The organism is Bacillus sp. NS1 (assembly GCF_058248265.1).
Genome location: NZ_JBZAZF010000007.1, coordinates 1 through 17,992, shown reverse-complemented (window position 1 = coordinate 17,992; position 17,992 = coordinate 1). Strand labels below are relative to the sequence as shown.

The following is a 17,992-nucleotide window of genomic DNA, read 5'->3' as shown; positions in this document are numbered from 1 at the left end:
GTGAAGAAAGGAGTGACCTGGATGATTACGAAAACTAGCAAAAATGCTGCTCGTCTTAAAAGACACGCTCGTGTTCGCGCTAAACTTTCTGGTACTGCTGAAAGACCGCGCCTGAACGTTTTCCGTTCTAACAAGCACATTTACGCTCAAATCATCGATGATGTAAATGGTGTTACACTTGCTAGTGCATCTACTCTCGATAAAGACTTGAACGTTGAAAGCACTGGAGATACTTCTGCTGCTACTAAAGTTGGAGAATTAGTTGCAAAACGCGCTGCTGAAAAAGGCATTTCTGACGTAGTATTTGACCGTGGCGGATACTTATACCATGGACGTATAAAAGCTTTGGCTGATGCCGCTCGTGAAGCTGGACTTAAATTTTAATAAAAGAAGGAGGGACACATGATTATGCGTCGTATTGACCCAAGCAAATTAGAGTTAGAAGAACGCTTAGTTACGGTTAACCGCGTAGCGAAAGTTGTTAAAGGTGGTCGTCGTTTCCGCTTCGCAGCTCTAGTCGTTGTCGGTGACAAAAACGGACACGTAGGATTCGGTACTGGTAAAGCACAAGAAGTACCAGAAGCGATCCGCAAAGCTGTTGAAGATGCGAAAAAGAATTTGATTGAAGTACCAATGGTTGGAACTACAATTCCACACGAAATCATCGGACGTTTCGGTGCAGGTAACATCTTGTTAAAACCTGCTTCTGAAGGTACTGGAGTTATCGCTGGAGGCCCTGTACGTGCGGTACTTGAGCTTGCTGGTGTAGCTGATATCCTTTCTAAGTCTTTAGGTTCTAACACACCGATCAACATGATTCGTGCAACACTTCAAGGCTTAAGTGAACTTAAGCGTGCTGAAGAGGTTGCGAAGCTTCGTGGAAAATCTGTAGAAGAACTGTTAGGATAAGGAGGGAATATTAATGGCTAAATTAGAAATTACCCTCAAACGAAGTGTAATCGGTCGCCCGGAAGATCAACGCGTTACTGTTAGAACACTTGGTTTAAAGAAAACAAACCAAACTGTTGTTCATGAAGACAACGCTGCGATCCGTGGTATGATTAATAAAGTATCTCATTTAGTTTCTGTTAAAGAACAATAAAAATAATTGATCGGATAAGGAGGTGTCCTAATGAAACTTCATGAATTAAAACCTTCAGAAGGTTCACGCAAAACGCGTAATCGCGTAGGTCGTGGTATTGGTTCTGGCAACGGTAAAACAGCTGGTAAAGGTCACAAAGGTCAAAACGCTCGTTCTGGCGGCGGTGTACGCCCTGGATTCGAGGGGGGACAAATGCCTTTATTCCAACGTCTTCCTAAACGCGGTTTCACTAACATCAACCGCAAGGAATACGCTGTAGTCAACCTAGACAAATTGAACGGTTTTGCAGAAGGAACGGAAGTCACTCCTGAACTTCTTCTTGAGACTGGTGTTATAAGCAAACTTAATGCAGGAGTAAAGATTCTTGGCAACGGTAAATTAGAGAAAAAATTAACTGTAAAAGCCAATAAATTCTCTGCTTCTGCGAAAGAAGCTGTTGAAGCTGCTGGCGGTACAGCTGAGGTGATCTAACTTGTTTAAAACAATCTCCAACTTTATGCGTGTGAGTGATATCAGGAATAAAATCATATTCACTTTACTCATGCTTATCGTCTTTCGCATAGGTGCGTTTATTCCTGTGCCTTATGTTAACGCTGAAGTGTTACAGGCACAGTCTCAAATGGGTGTCTTTGATCTCCTTAATACATTTGGCGGCGGTGCGCTTTACCAATTTTCCATTTTTGCAATGGGAATTACTCCTTATATCACGGCTTCGATCATCATTCAGCTGCTTCAGATGGATGTTGTTCCGAAGTTTACCGAGTGGTCTAAGCAAGGTGAAGTTGGCCGCCGTAAATTAGCTCAGTTCACAAGGTACTTTACGATTGTGCTTGGTTTTATCCAGGCGTTAGGTATGTCTTACGGATTCAATAATTTGGCAAACGGTATGCTGATCGAAAAATCCGGTATATCGACATATCTCATCATTGCTTTAGTACTCACTGGCGGAACTGCCTTTTTAATGTGGCTTGGAGAACAAATTACGTCTCATGGAGTAGGCAACGGAATATCGATCATTATCTTCGCGGGGATTGTGGCTAGTATTCCAAAAACGGTTGGACAAATATATGAGACTCAATTTGTCGGCAGCAACGATCAGTTGTTTATTCATATTGTGAAAGTCGCACTTCTTGTGATTGCGATTTTAGCAGTTATTGTTGGAGTTATTTTCATTCAGCAAGCCGTACGGAAAATTGCGATTCAATATGCTAAAGGCACAGGTCGTTCACCTGCTGGCGGAGGTCAGTCTACACACCTTCCATTGAAAGTGAACCCTGCAGGGGTTATTCCGGTAATCTTTGCGGTTGCGTTTTTGATAACGCCGCGGACGATCGCGTCATTCTTTGGAACTAACGATGTGACAAAGTGGATTCAAAACTACTTTGATAATACGCATCCGGTGGGTATGGCGATATATGTTGCGTTGATTATTGCCTTTACGTACTTTTATGCTTTTGTACAGGTTAATCCTGAACAAATGGCTGATAACCTTAAAAAACAGGGTGGCTATATCCCGGGGGTTCGTCCAGGGAAAATGACTCAAGATAGAATTACGAGCATTTTGTATCGACTTACGTTTGTGGGTTCTATATTCTTAGCCGTGATTTCCATTCTTCCTATCTTTTTCATTCAATTCGCTGGATTGCCTCAAAGTGCACAAATTGGCGGAACATCTTTGTTAATTGTTGTCGGGGTAGCCTTGGAGACAATGAAACAACTAGAAAGCCAGTTGGTGAAACGAAACTACCGTGGATTTATGAAAAACTAGAGGAAATGGATTTATCCATTCCCTCTTAATAAAGAGAGGACGGGGGAAATCCGAATGAACTTAGTCTTAATGGGGCTTCCTGGTGCCGGTAAAGGCACACAGGGCGAACGAATTGTTGAGGATTATGGGGTTCCTCATATCTCAACAGGAGATATGTTCCGTGCTGCTATGAAAGAAGAAACACCACTCGGACTTGAAGCAAAATCTTATATTGATAAGGGCGAGCTCGTACCTGATGAAGTCACAATCGGAATTGTAAAAGAAAGACTTGGCAAAGACGATTGTGAAAGAGGTTTTCTTCTGGACGGATTTCCGCGAACAGTCGCTCAAGCCGAAGCTCTTGAAGAAATTCTTGAGGAATACGGCAAGCCGATTGATTATGTCATTAACATTGAAGTCGACAAAGATGTTCTGATGGAACGTCTGACTGGACGCAGAATTTGCAGTGTTTGCGGCACAACCTATCATTTAGTCTTTAATCCGCCGAAAACGCCGGGTGTTTGTGATAAAGACGGAGGCGAACTCTATCAACGGGCAGATGATAACGAGGAAACCGTCTCTAAACGGCTTGAGGTAAACATGAAGCAAACTCAGCCTTTACTTGATTTCTATTCAGATAAAGGTTATCTTGCAAACGTAAATGGCCAACAGGACATTCAAGACGTATATGCAGATGTGAAGGATCTTCTTGGAGGATTAAAAAAATGATTATCTGTAAAACCCCACGTGAACTTGGTATCATGCGGGAAGCAGGGCGAATCGTGGCTTTAACTCATGAAGAGTTAAAAAAGCACATTAAACCAGGAATCTCTACAAAAGAATTGGATCAAATTGCCGAACGTTTTATTAAGAAGCAGGGTGCAATCCCATCTTTTAAGGGGTATAATGGGTTTCGCGGGAGCATTTGCGTATCAGTTAATGAAGAACTCGTTCACGGCATTCCTGGCAGCAGGGTGCTGAAGGACGGTGACATCATCAGTATTGATATCGGTGCTAAATTAAATGGTTATCATGGTGACTCTGCATGGACATATCCGGTAGGAAACATCAGCGATGATGACAAAAAACTTCTGGAAGTGACAGAGGAGTCTTTATATAAAGGCTTGCAGGAAGCAAAACCAGGTGAACGTTTGTCGAATATTTCCCACGCAATACAAACGTATGTCGAAAATGAGCAGTTTTCAGTTGTTAGGGAGTATGTCGGACATGGTGTTGGTCAAGACTTGCATGAGGACCCGCAAATTCCTCATTACGGTCCGCCCAACAAAGGACCACGGCTCAAACCTGGCATGGTTCTCGCTATTGAACCTATGGTGAACGCTGGCAGCCGCTACGTGAAAACATTGGCTGATAACTGGACGGTTGTAACGGTAGATGGGAAAAAGTGTGCTCATTTTGAACATACGATTGCGATTACGGAAACGGGTTTTGATATACTGACGAGAGTCTAGGTGATGATAATAATTCCGAAGACAGATGTTTTTCCGGCTTGATAGGGCAGAAAGTTTGGATCAACATTGGCAGGACCGAATTCATCTTGTCGTTGTCATTGGGATTGTTGACCATCATCAATGTACTAACAGCAGACGGAGAAAAGCGTACATTACATTCTCCTAAGAAAAAGAATATCAATCATTTAACCCTTTATGATTGCGTATCTCCGGAAGTTCAGAACAGTATAAACGAAACAGGGCGTGTGACAAACTTCTTTTGAAATTTGTCAGAAAGCAAGTTACTGATTTGAAGAAGGGAGAACACTTGAATGGCGAAAGACGATGTAATTGAAGTGGAAGGTACGATAGTCGAAACACTGCCAAACGCGATGTTCAAAGTTGAACTTGAAAATGGCCACACTGTTTTGGCTCACGTATCTGGTAAAATCCGCATGCACTTCATTCGCATTTTACCTGGAGACAAAGTTACGGTAGAATTATCTCCATATGACTTAACTCGTGGCAGGATTACGTACCGTTACAAATAAAGCACTCCGGAAACTGAAGGAGGTTGGAAACACATGAAAGTGAGACCATCAGTTAAACCAATCTGCGAAAAATGTAAAGTTATTCGCAGAAAAGGAAAAGTAATGGTGATCTGTGAAAATCCAAAGCATAAACAAAAACAAGGATAATTTATAAGGAGGTGCCCAGAGAATGGCTCGTATTGCTGGTGTAGATATCCCACGTGACAAACGTGTTGTTATTTCTTTAACATATGTCTTCGGAATTGGCCGCACAACGGCTCAGCAAGTCTTGAAAGAGGCTGGTGTTTCAGAAGATACTCGTGTGCGTGATCTTACTGAAGAAGAACTTGGTAAAATCCGTGATGTTATTGATAAACTGAAAGTAGAAGGTGACCTTCGCCGTGAAGTTTCTCTTAACATTAAGCGTCTGATCGAAATCGGAAGCTACCGCGGAATCCGTCATCGCAGAGGATTACCTGTTCGCGGACAAAACTCTAAAAACAACGCGCGTACTCGTAAAGGTCCGCGTCGTACTGTAGCTAATAAGAAAAAATAAGTAAGGGAGGTACCTAAACAATGGCTGCTGCTCGTAAATCTAACACGCGTAAACGTCGCGTAAAAAAGAATGTTGAGTCTGGAATTGCTCATATTCGTTCAACTTTCAATAACACGATCGTTACGATCACTGACACTCATGGTAATGCTCTTTCTTGGTCTAGTGCCGGAGCTCTAGGATTCAGAGGTTCTCGTAAATCTACTCCTTTTGCTGCGCAAATGGCTGCAGAAACAGCTGCTAAAGGTTCAATCGAACATGGTCTTAAAACTCTTGAGGTTACTGTTAAAGGCCCTGGTTCAGGCCGTGAAGCTGCAATCCGTGCACTTCAAGCTGCTGGACTAGAAGTCACTGCTATCAGAGACGTAACTCCTGTTCCTCATAACGGATGCCGTCCACCAAAACGTCGCCGCGTGTAATTTGTTTGTATAGATTTTGTGTCCCTGTCAATAATGGGTTATGATACAGTTATTTATGAAACGAATGCACCGACTCGTTGCCTGAGCACATACGGGACTAAACAATGGGGAATTTCGGATGGAATCTCATATGATTCTATTCGAGGTTTCGACGTTTTGAAGGAGGGTTTTAAGTAATGATCGAGATTGAAAAACCAAAAATCGAAACGGTTGAAATCAGCGACGATGCCAAATTTGGTAAGTTTGTCGTAGAGCCACTTGAGCGTGGATATGGTACAACTCTGGGTAACTCCTTACGTCGTATCCTCTTATCCTCACTCCCTGGTGCCGCTGTAACATCAATCCAGATAGATGGTGTACTGCACGAATTCTCGACAATTGAAGGCGTTGTGGAAGATGTTACAACGATTATCTTACACATTAAAAAGCTTGCATTGAAAATCTACTCTGATGAAGAGAAGACGCTAGAAATTGATGTACAGGGTGAAGGAACTGTAACGGCAGCTGATATTACACACGATAGTGATGTAGAGATCTTAAATCCTGATCTTCATATCGCGACTCTTGGTGAGAATGCGAGTTTCCGAGTTCGCCTTACTGCTCAAAGAGGACGTGGGTATACGCCTGCTGACGCAAACAAGAGAGACGATCAGCCAATCGGCGTGATTCCGATCGATTCTATCTATACGCCAGTTTCTCGTGTATCTTATCAGGTAGAGAACACTCGTGTAGGCCAAGTTGCAAACTATGATAAACTTACACTTGATGTTTGGACTGATGGAAGCACTGGACCGAAAGAAGCCATTGCGCTTGGTTCAAAGATTTTAACTGAACACCTTAATATATTCGTTGGTTTAACTGACGAAGCTCAGCATGCTGAAATCATGGTTGAAAAAGAAGAAGATCAAAAAGAGAAAGTTCTTGAAATGACAATTGAAGAATTGGATCTTTCTGTTCGCTCTTACAACTGCTTAAAGCGTGCGGGTATTAACACGGTTCAAGAGCTTGCGAACAAGACGGAAGAAGATATGATGAAAGTTCGTAATCTAGGACGCAAATCACTTGAAGAAGTGAAAGCGAAACTAGAAGAACTTGGACTCGGACTTCGCAAAGACGATTGACTAGTTTCCCTTGTGAACTAGGATTTTCGTGTGTTTATTATTCAGATACAGCATTCCAATAAAGGAGGGGACATCACATGTCATACAGAAAACTAGGACGTACGAGTGCACAGCGTAAAGCTATGCTTCGTGATCTTACAACTGATTTGATCATCAACGAAAGAATCGAAACAACTGAAACACGTGCGAAAGAACTTCGCTCTGTAGTTGAAAAAATGATCACGCTTGGCAAACGCGGTGATCTTCACGCTCGCCGTCAAGCTGCTGCATACATCCGCAACGAGGTTGCTAACGAAGAAAATAACCAAGATGCACTTCAAAAATTATTCTCTGACATTGCAACTCGTTACGAGGAGCGCCAAGGTGGATACACACGTATTATGAAGCTTGGTCCTCGCCGTGGTGACGGAGCACCAATGGCAATTATCGAATTGGTTTAATATCACATATTTTTGTGTGTCTAAAGAAGGGCGGGACAGTTTCTAACTGGATCTATGCCCTTTTTTTAGATACTGCAACTTTTTATATAGAGAGAATAGCAGAGCGTTAGCTGAGAGGAGGCCGGTTTTCCATGAATCAAAATCAGTTGATATCGGTAGAGGATATCGTATTTCGATATCGGAAAGACGCAGAAAGACGGGCACTAGACGGCGTCTCCCTGCAGGTGTATGAGGGTGAATGGCTTGCGATTGTAGGTCATAACGGTTCAGGGAAATCAACACTGGCCCGAGCATTGAATGGTTTAATCCTTCCTGAATCAGGCGACATCGAGGTTGCCGGGATTCAATTGACAGAGGAATCGGTTTGGGAAGTGCGTAAGAAGATAGGTATGGTCTTTCAAAATCCGGATAACCAATTTGTCGGAACGACTGTTCGCGATGATGTGGCTTTTGGTTTAGAAAACAATGGTGTACCGCGGGAAGAGATGATTGAGAGAGTAGACTGGGCTGTAAAACAGGTGAACATGCAAGATTTTCTCGATCAAGAGCCGCACCATCTCTCCGGAGGCCAAAAGCAGAGAGTTGCGATTGCGGGAGTTATTGCCGCACGTCCTGATATTATTATCTTAGATGAAGCAACATCCATGCTTGACCCGATCGGGCGAGAAGAAGTGCTTGATACGGTAAGACATTTAAAGGAGCAGGGCATGGCGACTGTCATTTCCATCACACATGATCTGGATGAGGCAGCAAAAGCAGACAGGATCATTGTGATGAATGGCGGTAAGAAATATGCCGAGGGGCTGCCTGAAGAGATTTTTAAATTGAATAAAGAACTTGTTCGAATTGGGCTTGATTTACCCTTCTCATTCCAGCTTAGCCAGCTTTTAAGAGAAAATGGACTGGCTTTGGAAGAAAATCATTTGACTCAGGAAGGGCTGGTGAAAGAGCTATGGACATTACAATCAAAGATGTAGAGCATCGTTATCAGATAAAGACGCCGTTTGAGCGCCTTTCACTGTATGATATCAATGCATCGATTAAAGAAGGCAGCTACGTAGCAGTTATTGGGCATACAGGCTCTGGCAAGTCCACTCTTCTTCAGCACTTGAATGGTCTCCTGAAGCCGACAAAGGGACAGATATCACTAGGCAGTACTGTCATTCAGGCAGGGAAAAAGAATAAAGAGCTGAAAACCCTCCGTAAAAAAGTCGGAATCGTTTTCCAATTTCCTGAGCATCAATTATTCGAAGAAACAGTTCTCAAAGATATTTCATTCGGACCAATGAACTTTGGTGTGAAAAAAGAAGATGCTGAACAAAAAGCGAGAGAGATGCTGAAGCTTGTAGGTTTATCAGAAGAACTTTTGGACAGATCGCCTTTTGAATTAAGCGGGGGGCAAATGCGCAGAGTTGCAATTGCCGGCGTACTTGCAATGAATCCTGAAGTGCTTGTTTTAGATGAACCGACTGCAGGATTGGATCCAAGAGGGCGAAAAGAGATTATGGACATGTTTTATGAGCTTCATCAACGAGGAAACCTGACGACAATCCTTGTGACACACAGTATGGAGGATGCAGCCGCATACGCTGATGAAATGATTGTTATGCATAGAGGCACGATCCAAGCATCAGGCAGTCCGCGTGATTTATTTTTAAAAGGTGAAGAGATGGCTGGCTGGGGGCTGGATCTTCCGGAAACGATCAAATTCCAAAGACAGCTGGAAGATAAACTAGGTGTCAAATTTAAAGAGCCTATGCTCACAATTGAAGATGCCGCTGCTGAAATTCGTGCTCTTTTTCAGGGGGAGAAGACCTTATGATGGACAGCATGATTATCGGCAAGTATGTACCGGGCGCTTCACTTGTACACCGGCTTGACCCAAGAACAAAACTTATCACGATCTTTTTATTTGTCTGTATCGTATTCCTAGCCAATAATGTGCAGACATATGCGCTGCTTGGATTATTTACAGTGGGCGTTGTTTCGTTAACAAGAGTTCCTTTTTCTTTTTTGATGAAAGGGCTAAAGCCTATCATCTGGATTGTCCTCTTTACGTTCCTTCTTCACATTTTAATGACACATGAAGGACCGGTAATTTTTCAATTAGGCGTTTTCAAAATCTATGAGGGCGGTTTGGTTCAAGGGATATTCATTTCTCTTAGATTCGTTTATCTGATTTTAATCACAACCCTATTAACGCTAACGACAACACCGATTGAGATTACCGATGGAATGGAGCAGCTGCTGAATCCATTGAAAAAAATAAAGCTTCCTGTTCACGAGCTTGCTCTTATGATGTCAATTTCTTTGCGGTTTATTCCGACATTGATGGAGGAGACAGATAAGATCATGAAGGCTCAGATGGCGCGAGGCGTTGATTTTACAAGCGGACCTGTCAAAGACAGGGTGAAGGCTATTGTCCCGCTTCTTGTCCCTCTCTTCGTCAGTGCATTCAAACGCGCCGAAGAGCTTGCTGTGGCAATGGAAGCCAGGGGCTATCAAGGCGGAGAGGGACGTACGAAATACAGAAAGCTTGTATGGACAGGAAAAGATACTTCTGTCATTGTCAGCTTGATGATTTTGGCTGCTTTGTTATTTTTCTTAAGGACTTAGAGGTGCTGTATGAGACTGAAGTGCACGATTTCTTATGACGGACATTTGTTCAATGGATATCAGGTACAGCCGGGCAAAAGAACAGTTCAGGATGAACTTGAGAAAGCTTTGGCTGTCCTGCATAAGTCGAAAGACAGAATTCCGGTCGTTTCGTCAGGAAGAACAGACAGCGGGGTTCACGCAGCCGGACAGGTGATTCATTTTGATACTCCGCTGTCTATCCCGGCGGAGAGATGGCCGTATGCCTTAAATGCACTGCTTCCGGACGATATCGCAGTCAAACAGGCAGAAATTGCGGATGATGGGTTCCATGCACGATTTAGCGCAGTCAAAAAGGAATATCGCTACTTTGTATACACGGAGAAATACCCGGACGTATTTAAACGGCATTACGCTTACCATTTTTCATATCACCTTAATGTGCAGAACATGAGAGAAGCGGCAAAGCATCTTATAGGGACACATGATTTTACGAGCTTTTGCGCGACTAAAACAGAAGTACAGGACAAGGTAAGAACGATCTACGAACTTGATTGGACTGAGACGGATGACGGTCTGCAAATGCGGATCACAGGCAGCGGTTTCTTATATAATATGGTCAGAATTATTGTTGGTACTTTGCTTGATGCAGGTATTGGTAAAATTTCTCCCGCTGATGTGAAATCCATGCTGGAAGCGAAGGATCGTGAAGCGGCAGGGCGCACAGCACCGGGGCATGGGCTATATTTATGGAACGTTTACTATGACAACTAAACCAGGTGTATAATATTTTCTTGACAGAGTCTGCATAAAGTTATAAGATATCATATGGTATGTATTTCAACCCCACGATAAGCCCCGGAACTTATTGTGTTGTGAAATAGAACGTAATCGAAGTTTATTGAAAATGACAGATCATTTAGGAGGGAAATTCAATGCGTACAACACCTATGGCTAACGCAAGTACTATTGAACGCAAATGGTTAGTTGTTGATGCTGCTGGGAAGACTTTAGGTCGTCTTTCTTCAGAAGTTGCAGCTATCCTTCGCGGAAAACACAAACCAACTTATACACCGCACGTTGATACAGGAGATCATGTGATCATCATCAACGCGGAAAAAATCGAGTTAACTGGTAAAAAGTTAACTGACAAAATCTACTACCGTCACACTCAACATCCAGGCGGATTAAAATCAAGAACTGCTCTTGAAATGCGTACAAACTACCCTGAGAAAATGCTTGAGCTTGCTATCAAAGGCATGCTTCCAAAAGGTTCTCTAGGTCGTCAAATGTTCAAAAAATTGAACGTATACCGTGGTTCTGAGCATCCACATGAAGCACAAAAACCTGAAGTTTACGAACTTCGCGGTTAATTAAAAAGGAGGTTACCAATTTGGCACAGGTTCAATATTACGGTACTGGCCGTCGTAAAAGTTCTGTAGCGCGTGTGCGCTTAGTTCCAGGAGAAGGTCGTATCGTCGTTAATAATCGTGAAATCAGCGAGCACATCCCATCTCCAGCTCTAATCGAAGATATCAAACAACCATTAACTTTGACTGAAACAGCTGGTACTTATGATGTTTTAGTAAACGTACATGGAGGCGGCTTATCTGGTCAAGCTGGAGCAATCCGTCATGGTATCGCTCGTGCTTTGCTTGAAGCAGATCCAGAATACCGTGCAACACTTAAACGTGCAGGTCTTCTGACTCGTGACGCTCGTATGAAAGAACGTAAGAAATACGGTCTTAAAGGCGCTCGTCGTGCACCTCAGTTCTCAAAACGTTAATTTTACGTTTTCAAAGCTCTCGACCTTGTGTTGGGAGCTTTTTTATTTTAATAAAACGCTCATATACAATATCTTGGTACCTCCGCATAAAAATAACTAAATGAACGCTTGTTGGAGCTAAGCAAAAACCTTGCCTATAAACAGTCTCACTGTAATAATCATGATAGCTTTCGTGTCACTCCAGTTAATTCGTTTGGAAAGCTGATCAAAGTTTTTTAAAGGTTATGTCGTCAGTCCAGTTCATCCAATTGTTACATCTCCCTGCTGATTCTTCATCTGTTTCATAGCTTTTTGCTAATGACACCATTTGACGAAATAAGTGTAAATTTGATGACGTAAATCACATATCTCCTTTGTGGTTTTTTTGCGTTTTTATGAACTTTTTTCTAAATATACAAAGGGAAAGCGATAACAACCTAGAAATATTTGTTATACTCTATACATTAAAGTAAGGAGAACGATTCATGAATGCGTTAGTAGACCATAATAGCAAAGCCTGGGATCAAAAAGTAGAAACAGGCAATGAATGGACTGTTGCTGCAGAGCAGCATGTCATCGAACAAGCGAAAACAGGCAATTGGGATATAAGGGTAACACCAATGAAAGATGTACCGAGGGATTGGTTTCCCCCTGTCAACGGGCTGAAAGTGCTCTGTTTAGCATCAGGTGGAGGTCAGCAAGGCCCGATTTTGGCAGCTGCAGGAGCGGATGTCACTGTATTAGATAACTCGGAAAAACAGCTGGATCAGGATAGAATGGTTGCTGAGCGCGATGTTCTCAAGATACATACTGTCAAAGGGAGCATGGACGACCTCAGTCGATTTAAGGATGAATCATTTGATGTCATTGTACATCCTGTTGCCAATGTTTTTGTTGAGAATGTCCTCCCAGTCTGGAAGGAAGCGCACCGTGTGCTGAAAAGAAACGGGGTTCTGATCTCCGGCTTTGTAAATCCAGTCGTATTTCTGTTCGATGTTGAATTAGAACAGCAAGGGATTTTAAAAGTAAAACACTCCATTCCATATGCCGACTCAGAAGATCTTCCAAAACATAAAGTGAAAAAACTGATTGAAAAAAATGAGGCTCTGGAATTCGGCCATTCATTAGAAGACCAAATCAAGGGCCAGATTGATGCCGGTTTTATCGTCACTGGATTTTATGAAGATAAAGGCGGGTTTGTATTGGACCAATATATTCATACATATTCTGCAACAAGAAGCGTGAAAGTATGAAAAGCAGCGACCTATTAAAGGGGCTGCTTTTTTAATAATCACTTATAGAACGCTTGTTCCTGTACCCTGCAGAAAGTGCTACACCCTCTTCTTTTTATCGATCCTGCACCTTCATTTGGGCGAATTTCCAATCGAATTCTGGCATTGTTTCACCATCCAATCCTCAAAATAACCGGTAAAAGGAGAGTGAATTTGTATGGCAGAAGTACTGTCTTTTATGGATGTGAAACGCCAAAAGGATTTTGAATTAGAAAAGAACTTGCTCAAAGAACTCTCTCTGAGACAAATTATCCAGTCTGTTAAGAGCTGTTTGGAACCATTATTCCCATTTTTTCATGATGAAAGAGATATTATTACCGAAGGATGTATTGATTTTGCTATAGAAGCTTATTTGTTAGGCGGGCGTTTTGGGATATTCGGCTATTACGGAGAATCGATGCAGAGCATCAGTGCCCGCTCTGCAAGAGAAGAAGAAGAGCTTCGTATGGAGTTTTTTGATTATCTCTATAATTGGACACACGAGCAATATGCAATTTTTGATAAAAACACGGTTTATGAAGCAGCACGCCAGTTCATTAAAGACTGGTGGACAGAGGGGTTTGTCCAAAGAGAAAAACAGTGTAAGCTTCGCATGCGTTAATCATATTTCCCGGCCCTGTCCCATAGTTATGTAGTAACGGACAAGCGGGAGGGGAAGGGATGAGGAAAAAGCTTAAATGGCTCAGTTTTTTGCTAGGCTTCATCGTATTACTATTTCTATTCAAGTATCAGTTCAGCAATAACGATTCTTGGAAGCCGTGGAGTATGCCCTTGAGCGGGAAAATTATTTATCTGGATCCAGGTCATGGCGGGCCCGATGGCGGAGCAGTCGGCGGAAAACTGTTAGAGAAGGATGTAACCCTGGAAGTGGCCTTTAGAGTCAGGGATTACCTTCAGGAACAAGGAGCGCTAGTCATCATGACCAGGGAAAGTGATACTGATCTCGCTCCAGAAGGAACGAAGGGCTACAGCAGACGAAAAGCTGAAGATTTAAGACAGCGAGTTAAATTAATAAACCATTCAGAGGCTGAACTCTATATCAGCATTCATCTCAATGCAATTCCGTCACAGAAATGGAGCGGAGCCCAAAGCTTTTACTACGGAAAATATGCGGAAAATGAGAAAGTAGCGAAATACATTCAGGATGAGTTGAGAAGGAACCTGGAAAACACAACCCGGAAAGCAAAGCGGATTCATGGTATCTACTTAATGCAAAACGTCACCAAACCGGGGGCGCTTGTAGAAGTCGGATTTTTATCCAACCCAAATGAAGCTAGGCTACTCGGGAAGTCGAAATATCAGGACAAGGTGGCATCTTCCATATATAAAGGTATCCTGCGGTATTTTACAGAAAAAGGAGACCCTCCAGAGTAAAGGAGGGTTTTCTTATGGTTCTAAGCATAAGACACCCGCCATTTATGTATGTTATAATAACGCTTGTAAACGAATACACAAAAGGGTGAGGTTCGATGATAAGAGAAGATGAAGTAAGAAAACTAGTCGGTGAAATGCGCGAACCTTTTCTTCAAAGACCTCTGGGAGAATTGGATGCCGTTAAGGAAATTAAAATAAAGCCTGAAAAACGGCATATCAGTGTAAAAATCGCTCTTGCAAAAACCGGAACTGCAGAACAAATGCAGATTCAGCAAGCGATCGTAAACGCATTAAAAGGGGCAGGTGCTGAAACGGTCGGCCTTCGATTTGAAGAGCTGCCTGAAGAAACGGTTGCAAAATTCCGGGCGCCGTCAGCTGAGAAAAAAACATTGTTAAATATGGATAACCCTCCAGTCTTTCTTGCTGTAGCAAGCGGAAAAGGCGGTGTAGGCAAATCAACTGTGTCAGTAAACCTTGCTATTTCTCTGGCTCGTCTCGGGAAAAAGGTTGGTTTAATTGATGCGGATATTTATGGCTTCAGTGTACCGGATATGATGGGTATCACTGTGCGTCCTACTATTGAAGGAGAGAAACTGCTTCCTGTTGAACGCTTTGGGGTAAAGGTGATGTCAATGGGCTTCTTCGTAGAAGAAAATGCTCCGGTCGTATGGAGAGGGCCAATGCTTGGCAAAATGCTGAACAACTTTTTCCACGAAGTAGAGTGGGGAGAAGTAGACTATATCGTTCTTGATCTACCACCTGGAACAGGGGACGTTGCTCTCGATGTACATACTATGCTTCCAAGTTGTAAAGAAATCATCGTATCGACGCCGCATCCAACAGCTGCTTTTGTCGCAGCGAGAGCGGGTTCTATGGCGATTAAAACCGATCATGAGGTCGTTGGTGTCATAGAGAACATGGCTTATTATGAAAGTGCAAAGACGGGGGAAAGAGAATATGTCTTTGGAAAAGGCGGGGGAGATAAACTAGCTGAGGAACTAAACGTGCCTTTGCTCGGCAGAATCCCGTTGAAACAGCCTGATTGGGATAAGGACCAATTTGCGCCGTCTGTTTATGATGAAAATCATCCAATCGGAGAAATATATCAGGACATTGCAAAAAAAATAGTTTCTAAAATGTCAGTTCAAGTATAAAAAAGGTGAACCGGGATTCTAGATCCCGGCTTTCCCTTTATTCACTTTCTTTGGCAGTGTCTTTTGCTGCTTTTTTCAGCTCATCTTCGAACTGTTTTTTGTAAAGCGGACTAGAAAGTGTTTCGTTAATAACCTCTTCTAAATAACTGCGGAATTCTTGGCTTTTTGCCAGTTCGCTGTACTTTTTATTCATGCCCGGATCCTGCATAACGCTCATCAGCATCTTCTGGTAATCCGGATCCTTCATCAGTTTTTTAATTACTTTTTCATGCTCTGTCTGAAGAGTTTTGGCAAAGCCTTCAGCAAAATCAGTGTCTTCAAAGATGTTTTTCCAAAATTCTTCACCTTTTTTAGAGGTAAGTGTTTTTTCTATTGTTCCTTTAATCGCATCTTGGTCAATCACCAGCGCTTCATTCATCGCATCATCGTTTAATAATTCCTTAATTGCTTTCTTACCATCGTCAGTTTTTAATATATCAACAACCATTTTTTTGGTCTGATCATAGTCCATATCCGCTGCTTGGTCTTTTGGAGCGCAAGCTGTTACAGATAATAACAAAAAACAGCTTATCAATAGCGTTTTGGCTTTTGACATGCTTAAGCTCCTTTCACATACTTGTCTTACTTTTAATATGATTCATCTGTTCGGAATTATACATAACAAAATATCGCGGTTGGCGATTTTTGAGGGGATGAATAAAGAAATGAAAAGCCGTGGTTTAGTTCGTTTTTTCTTTTCTATTTTAGCTGTCGGAGCGCTTATCACGAGTATTGTGGGTTTTGCTTTAAAATGGGGAGAATATAGGGGACTGTTTCTTGCTTTTGAAGCGGGACAGATTTTCTCTGTTCTATTTTGGTTTATCGGTGTAGGCATGATTTTCAGTGTGATCAGCCAAATGGGTTTTTTCGTGTTTTTAACAGTTCACCGGTTTGCGCTTGAGATATTAAGGTCCTCCTCTTTGTGGAATTTGCTCCAGCTGTTTATCATCCTGTTTGTTGCTTTCGATTTAATGTACGTGCGTTTTTTGTTTTTTGGAGAGAGCGGAGAGTCGCTGGCTGGTTATGCGTGGTTACCGGTGTTTTTATTGATGTTTGGAGTGATTACAGCTTATATAAAGCAAAAGCAGTCCTCTAAGAAAACGTTTGTGTCATCGTTGTTTTTAATGGTTGTGATTACTGCATTAGAATGGTTCCCTGCGTTAAGAGTAAATGATGAGGACTGGCTTTATTTAATGCTTTTTCCGTTAATGGCGTGCAATGCTTTCCAATTGCTGATGCTGCCTAAATTTGCAGCGAAGTGATTACTTTACTTCTGCGGATTTGGCGTCTGAATTTGCGATGAGATCTCCAACGGTTACATTTTTTAATCCTTTTTCTTTCAGCTGATGGATGATATCGGGCAACGCTTCTTCTGTTTGTTTTGCCGAGTCGGAGGCGTGTAAAAGTACAATGTCTCCTCCGGAAACTTGTTTGGTCACATTGTCGATGATTTTATCAACCCCAGGATTTGTCCAATCTTGAGAGTTCACACTGTAATGAACAACTGTATAATTGAATTGCTTTGCAACTGTTAGAACATTCTTATTGAATTGTCCGGTAGGGGGTCTTAATAGCTGTATGTCTTTGATCCCCAACTTTTCAAAGGCAGTTTGCGCACGATTAATGTCCTTTTTTATTTCGTTGCTTTCTAAATTGGCATAGTTTTTATAGGCGTACCCCATGCTCCCGATTTGATGGCCATCCTTCACAATACGTGCCACTGTGTCAGGGTGGCGTTCGGCCCAAGAAGCGGAAAGAAAAAATGTCGCATTTTTAATCCCGTTCGCTTTCAAGGTATCAAGAATGGGTTCTGCTTTTTCATCCCCCCAGCTGATATCAAACGTAAGTGCGATGTTTTTCGAATCCGTTTCTCCTTTATAAATGGCTTTAGGTCCGGTGTCAGTTGAAAACACGGGAAGCGGGACAGCTCTTTGAATGTAAAAAAAGCTGGCTGCTGCAAATGCGGCGATAAGAATAATAATAAATTGTTTCACTCGTTTAATGTGCCACACATAGAAGTGATTCACTGATGATGCCTCCTTATCTTGTCCATCATTCCTGTGTTACATCTTATGAGCATGGCCAATTGAATATAACCGATAAAATGTCTCTTTACACACAGCTTAAATTAGGTGTTGACCTTTTGATAATATCCGTGATATATTATTATTCGTCGCTGATAAACAGCTGACATTAACTAAAAGCTTCATTAAATACTTTGAAAAAAGTTATTGACTTAAAAGAAGCTAAATGTTATAGTAATAAAGCTGCTTCGTTAAGCGGCAGTAATGATCTTTGAAAACTAAACAAGACAAAACGTACCTGTTAATTCTTTTTTATAAAATCGCACAGTGATGTGCGTAGTCAGTCAAACTACTTTATCGGAGAGTTTGATCCTGGCTCAGGACGA

26 protein-coding genes are annotated in these 17,992 nt (G+C 42.2%); 24 read left to right on the top strand and 2 right to left on the bottom strand.

Features of this window, described 5'->3' with window-relative positions; genetic code table 11:
• The first annotated feature begins 21 nt into the window (after nucleotides 1–21).
• The 23 genes from rplR to salA all read left to right on the top strand — a co-directional run bounded on the left by rplR (nucleotide 22) and on the right by salA (nucleotide 15,543).
• Entirely contained in the window at nucleotides 22–384 is a 363-nt protein-coding gene (gene rplR, locus AC4CV5_RS19555; RefSeq protein ID WP_166854494.1) for a 50S ribosomal protein L18, read from the top strand.
• A gap of 24 nt (nucleotides 385–408) precedes the next feature.
• On the top strand, nucleotides 409–909 hold the full coding sequence (rpsE, locus tag AC4CV5_RS19550) for a 30S ribosomal protein S5 (protein ID WP_003156493.1): 501 nt from the start codon (nucleotides 409–411) through the stop codon (nucleotides 907–909).
• Between the two features lie 13 nt (nucleotides 910–922).
• Nucleotides 923–1,102 (top strand): 50S ribosomal protein L30, encoded by a 180-nt coding sequence (gene rpmD / locus AC4CV5_RS19545; protein WP_003156497.1) that lies wholly within the window; start codon nucleotides 923–925, stop codon nucleotides 1,100–1,102.
• 30 nt (nucleotides 1,103–1,132) lie between these two features.
• The gene (rplO, locus tag AC4CV5_RS19540; protein WP_003225819.1) at nucleotides 1,133–1,573 is read left to right on the top strand and encodes a 50S ribosomal protein L15; all 441 of its coding nucleotides are present in this window, start codon (nucleotides 1,133–1,135) and stop codon (nucleotides 1,571–1,573) included.
• Nucleotide 1,574: 1 nt separating this feature from the next.
• On the top strand, nucleotides 1,575–2,870 hold the full coding sequence (secY, locus tag AC4CV5_RS19535; RefSeq protein ID WP_166854493.1) for a preprotein translocase subunit SecY: 1,296 nt from the start codon (nucleotides 1,575–1,577) through the stop codon (nucleotides 2,868–2,870).
• A gap of 54 nt (nucleotides 2,871–2,924) precedes the next feature.
• Nucleotides 2,925–3,578, top strand: coding sequence for an adenylate kinase (locus tag AC4CV5_RS19530; protein ID WP_166854492.1), 654 nt, complete (start codon nucleotides 2,925–2,927; stop codon nucleotides 3,576–3,578).
• A complete protein-coding gene (gene map, locus AC4CV5_RS19525) occupies nucleotides 3,575–4,321 on the top strand; it encodes a type I methionyl aminopeptidase (RefSeq protein ID WP_003225828.1) in 747 nt (248 codons plus the stop codon). Before AC4CV5_RS19530 ends, map begins: the two co-directional genes overlap by 4 nt.
• Before the next feature lie 311 nt (nucleotides 4,322–4,632).
• On the top strand, nucleotides 4,633–4,851 hold the full coding sequence (infA, locus tag AC4CV5_RS19520) for a translation initiation factor IF-1 (protein ID WP_003156508.1): 219 nt from the start codon (nucleotides 4,633–4,635) through the stop codon (nucleotides 4,849–4,851).
• Nucleotides 4,852–4,884: 33 nt separating this feature from the next.
• A complete protein-coding gene (gene rpmJ, locus AC4CV5_RS19515) occupies nucleotides 4,885–4,998 on the top strand; it encodes a 50S ribosomal protein L36 (protein WP_003156543.1) in 114 nt (37 codons plus the stop codon).
• 22 nt (nucleotides 4,999–5,020) lie between these two features.
• A complete protein-coding gene (gene rpsM, locus AC4CV5_RS19510; RefSeq protein ID WP_003156545.1) occupies nucleotides 5,021–5,386 on the top strand; it encodes a 30S ribosomal protein S13 in 366 nt (121 codons plus the stop codon).
• A 20-nt stretch (nucleotides 5,387–5,406) separates the two neighbouring features.
• Entirely contained in the window at nucleotides 5,407–5,802 is a 396-nt protein-coding gene (gene rpsK / locus AC4CV5_RS19505; protein ID WP_003225831.1) for a 30S ribosomal protein S11, read from the top strand.
• Nucleotides 5,803–5,978: 176 nt separating this feature from the next.
• Nucleotides 5,979–6,923 carry a DNA-directed RNA polymerase subunit alpha gene (locus tag AC4CV5_RS19500; protein ID WP_003225835.1) on the top strand — a complete coding sequence of 315 codons (945 nt, stop codon included), beginning with the start codon at nucleotides 5,979–5,981 and terminating at the stop codon, nucleotides 6,921–6,923.
• 77 nt (nucleotides 6,924–7,000) lie between these two features.
• Nucleotides 7,001–7,363, top strand: a complete 363-nt coding sequence (rplQ, locus tag AC4CV5_RS19495) for a 50S ribosomal protein L17 (RefSeq protein WP_003225836.1) — start codon at nucleotides 7,001–7,003, stop codon at nucleotides 7,361–7,363.
• Between the two features lie 131 nt (nucleotides 7,364–7,494).
• Nucleotides 7,495–8,340, top strand: coding sequence for an energy-coupling factor ABC transporter ATP-binding protein (locus AC4CV5_RS19490; RefSeq protein WP_166854491.1), 846 nt, complete (start codon nucleotides 7,495–7,497; stop codon nucleotides 8,338–8,340).
• Complete coding sequence (locus tag AC4CV5_RS19485) at nucleotides 8,316–9,185, top strand: energy-coupling factor ABC transporter ATP-binding protein (RefSeq protein ID WP_490923670.1); 870 nt, start codon at nucleotides 8,316–8,318, stop codon at nucleotides 9,183–9,185. Before AC4CV5_RS19490 ends, AC4CV5_RS19485 begins: the two co-directional genes overlap by 25 nt.
• Nucleotides 9,182–9,979, top strand: coding sequence for an energy-coupling factor transporter transmembrane component T family protein (locus AC4CV5_RS19480; protein ID WP_166854489.1), 798 nt, complete (start codon nucleotides 9,182–9,184; stop codon nucleotides 9,977–9,979). The genes AC4CV5_RS19485 and AC4CV5_RS19480 overlap by 4 nt, the downstream gene beginning before the upstream one ends.
• Nucleotides 9,980–9,988: 9 nt before the next feature.
• Nucleotides 9,989–10,732, top strand: a complete 744-nt coding sequence (gene truA / locus AC4CV5_RS19475) for a tRNA pseudouridine(38-40) synthase TruA (RefSeq protein WP_373924376.1) — start codon at nucleotides 9,989–9,991, stop codon at nucleotides 10,730–10,732.
• A 161-nt stretch (nucleotides 10,733–10,893) separates the two neighbouring features.
• Nucleotides 10,894–11,331: a 50S ribosomal protein L13 gene (gene rplM, locus AC4CV5_RS19470; protein WP_003241966.1), complete on the top strand. Its 438-nt coding sequence runs from the start codon at nucleotides 10,894–10,896 to the stop codon at nucleotides 11,329–11,331.
• Between the two features lie 20 nt (nucleotides 11,332–11,351).
• A complete protein-coding gene (gene rpsI / locus AC4CV5_RS19465; protein ID WP_003225846.1) occupies nucleotides 11,352–11,744 on the top strand; it encodes a 30S ribosomal protein S9 in 393 nt (130 codons plus the stop codon).
• A gap of 464 nt (nucleotides 11,745–12,208) precedes the next feature.
• Nucleotides 12,209–12,976 carry a class I SAM-dependent methyltransferase gene (locus AC4CV5_RS19460; protein ID WP_490923667.1) on the top strand — a complete coding sequence of 256 codons (768 nt, stop codon included), beginning with the start codon at nucleotides 12,209–12,211 and terminating at the stop codon, nucleotides 12,974–12,976.
• 196 nt (nucleotides 12,977–13,172) lie between these two features.
• The gene (locus AC4CV5_RS19455; RefSeq protein ID WP_490923666.1) at nucleotides 13,173–13,616 is read left to right on the top strand and encodes a YbaK family protein; all 444 of its coding nucleotides are present in this window, start codon (nucleotides 13,173–13,175) and stop codon (nucleotides 13,614–13,616) included.
• A 59-nt stretch (nucleotides 13,617–13,675) separates the two neighbouring features.
• The gene (cwlD, locus tag AC4CV5_RS19450) at nucleotides 13,676–14,389 is read left to right on the top strand and encodes an N-acetylmuramoyl-L-alanine amidase CwlD (protein ID WP_166854486.1); all 714 of its coding nucleotides are present in this window, start codon (nucleotides 13,676–13,678) and stop codon (nucleotides 14,387–14,389) included.
• Between the two features lie 95 nt (nucleotides 14,390–14,484).
• Entirely contained in the window at nucleotides 14,485–15,543 is a 1,059-nt protein-coding gene (salA, locus tag AC4CV5_RS19445) for an iron-sulfur carrier protein/transcriptional regulator SalA (RefSeq protein ID WP_490923664.1), read from the top strand.
• A gap of 37 nt (nucleotides 15,544–15,580) precedes the next feature.
• On the opposite strand, the gene gerD is transcribed toward salA, so the two are convergent.
• On the bottom strand, nucleotides 15,581–16,138 hold the full coding sequence (gerD, locus tag AC4CV5_RS19440) for a spore germination lipoprotein GerD (protein WP_326222794.1): 558 nt from the start codon (nucleotides 16,136–16,138) through the stop codon (nucleotides 15,581–15,583).
• Between the two features lie 109 nt (nucleotides 16,139–16,247).
• On the opposite strand from gerD, the gene kbaA reads away from it, so the two are divergent.
• A complete protein-coding gene (gene kbaA, locus AC4CV5_RS19435) occupies nucleotides 16,248–16,844 on the top strand; it encodes a KinB-signaling pathway activation protein (RefSeq protein ID WP_166854483.1) in 597 nt (198 codons plus the stop codon).
• Here the strand turns inward: kbaA and pdaB are convergent, their stop codons facing one another.
• On the bottom strand, nucleotides 16,845–17,609 hold the full coding sequence (gene pdaB / locus AC4CV5_RS19430) for a polysaccharide deacetylase family sporulation protein PdaB (protein WP_166854482.1): 765 nt from the start codon (nucleotides 17,607–17,609) through the stop codon (nucleotides 16,845–16,847).
• Nucleotides 17,610–17,992: the final 383 nt, after the last annotated feature.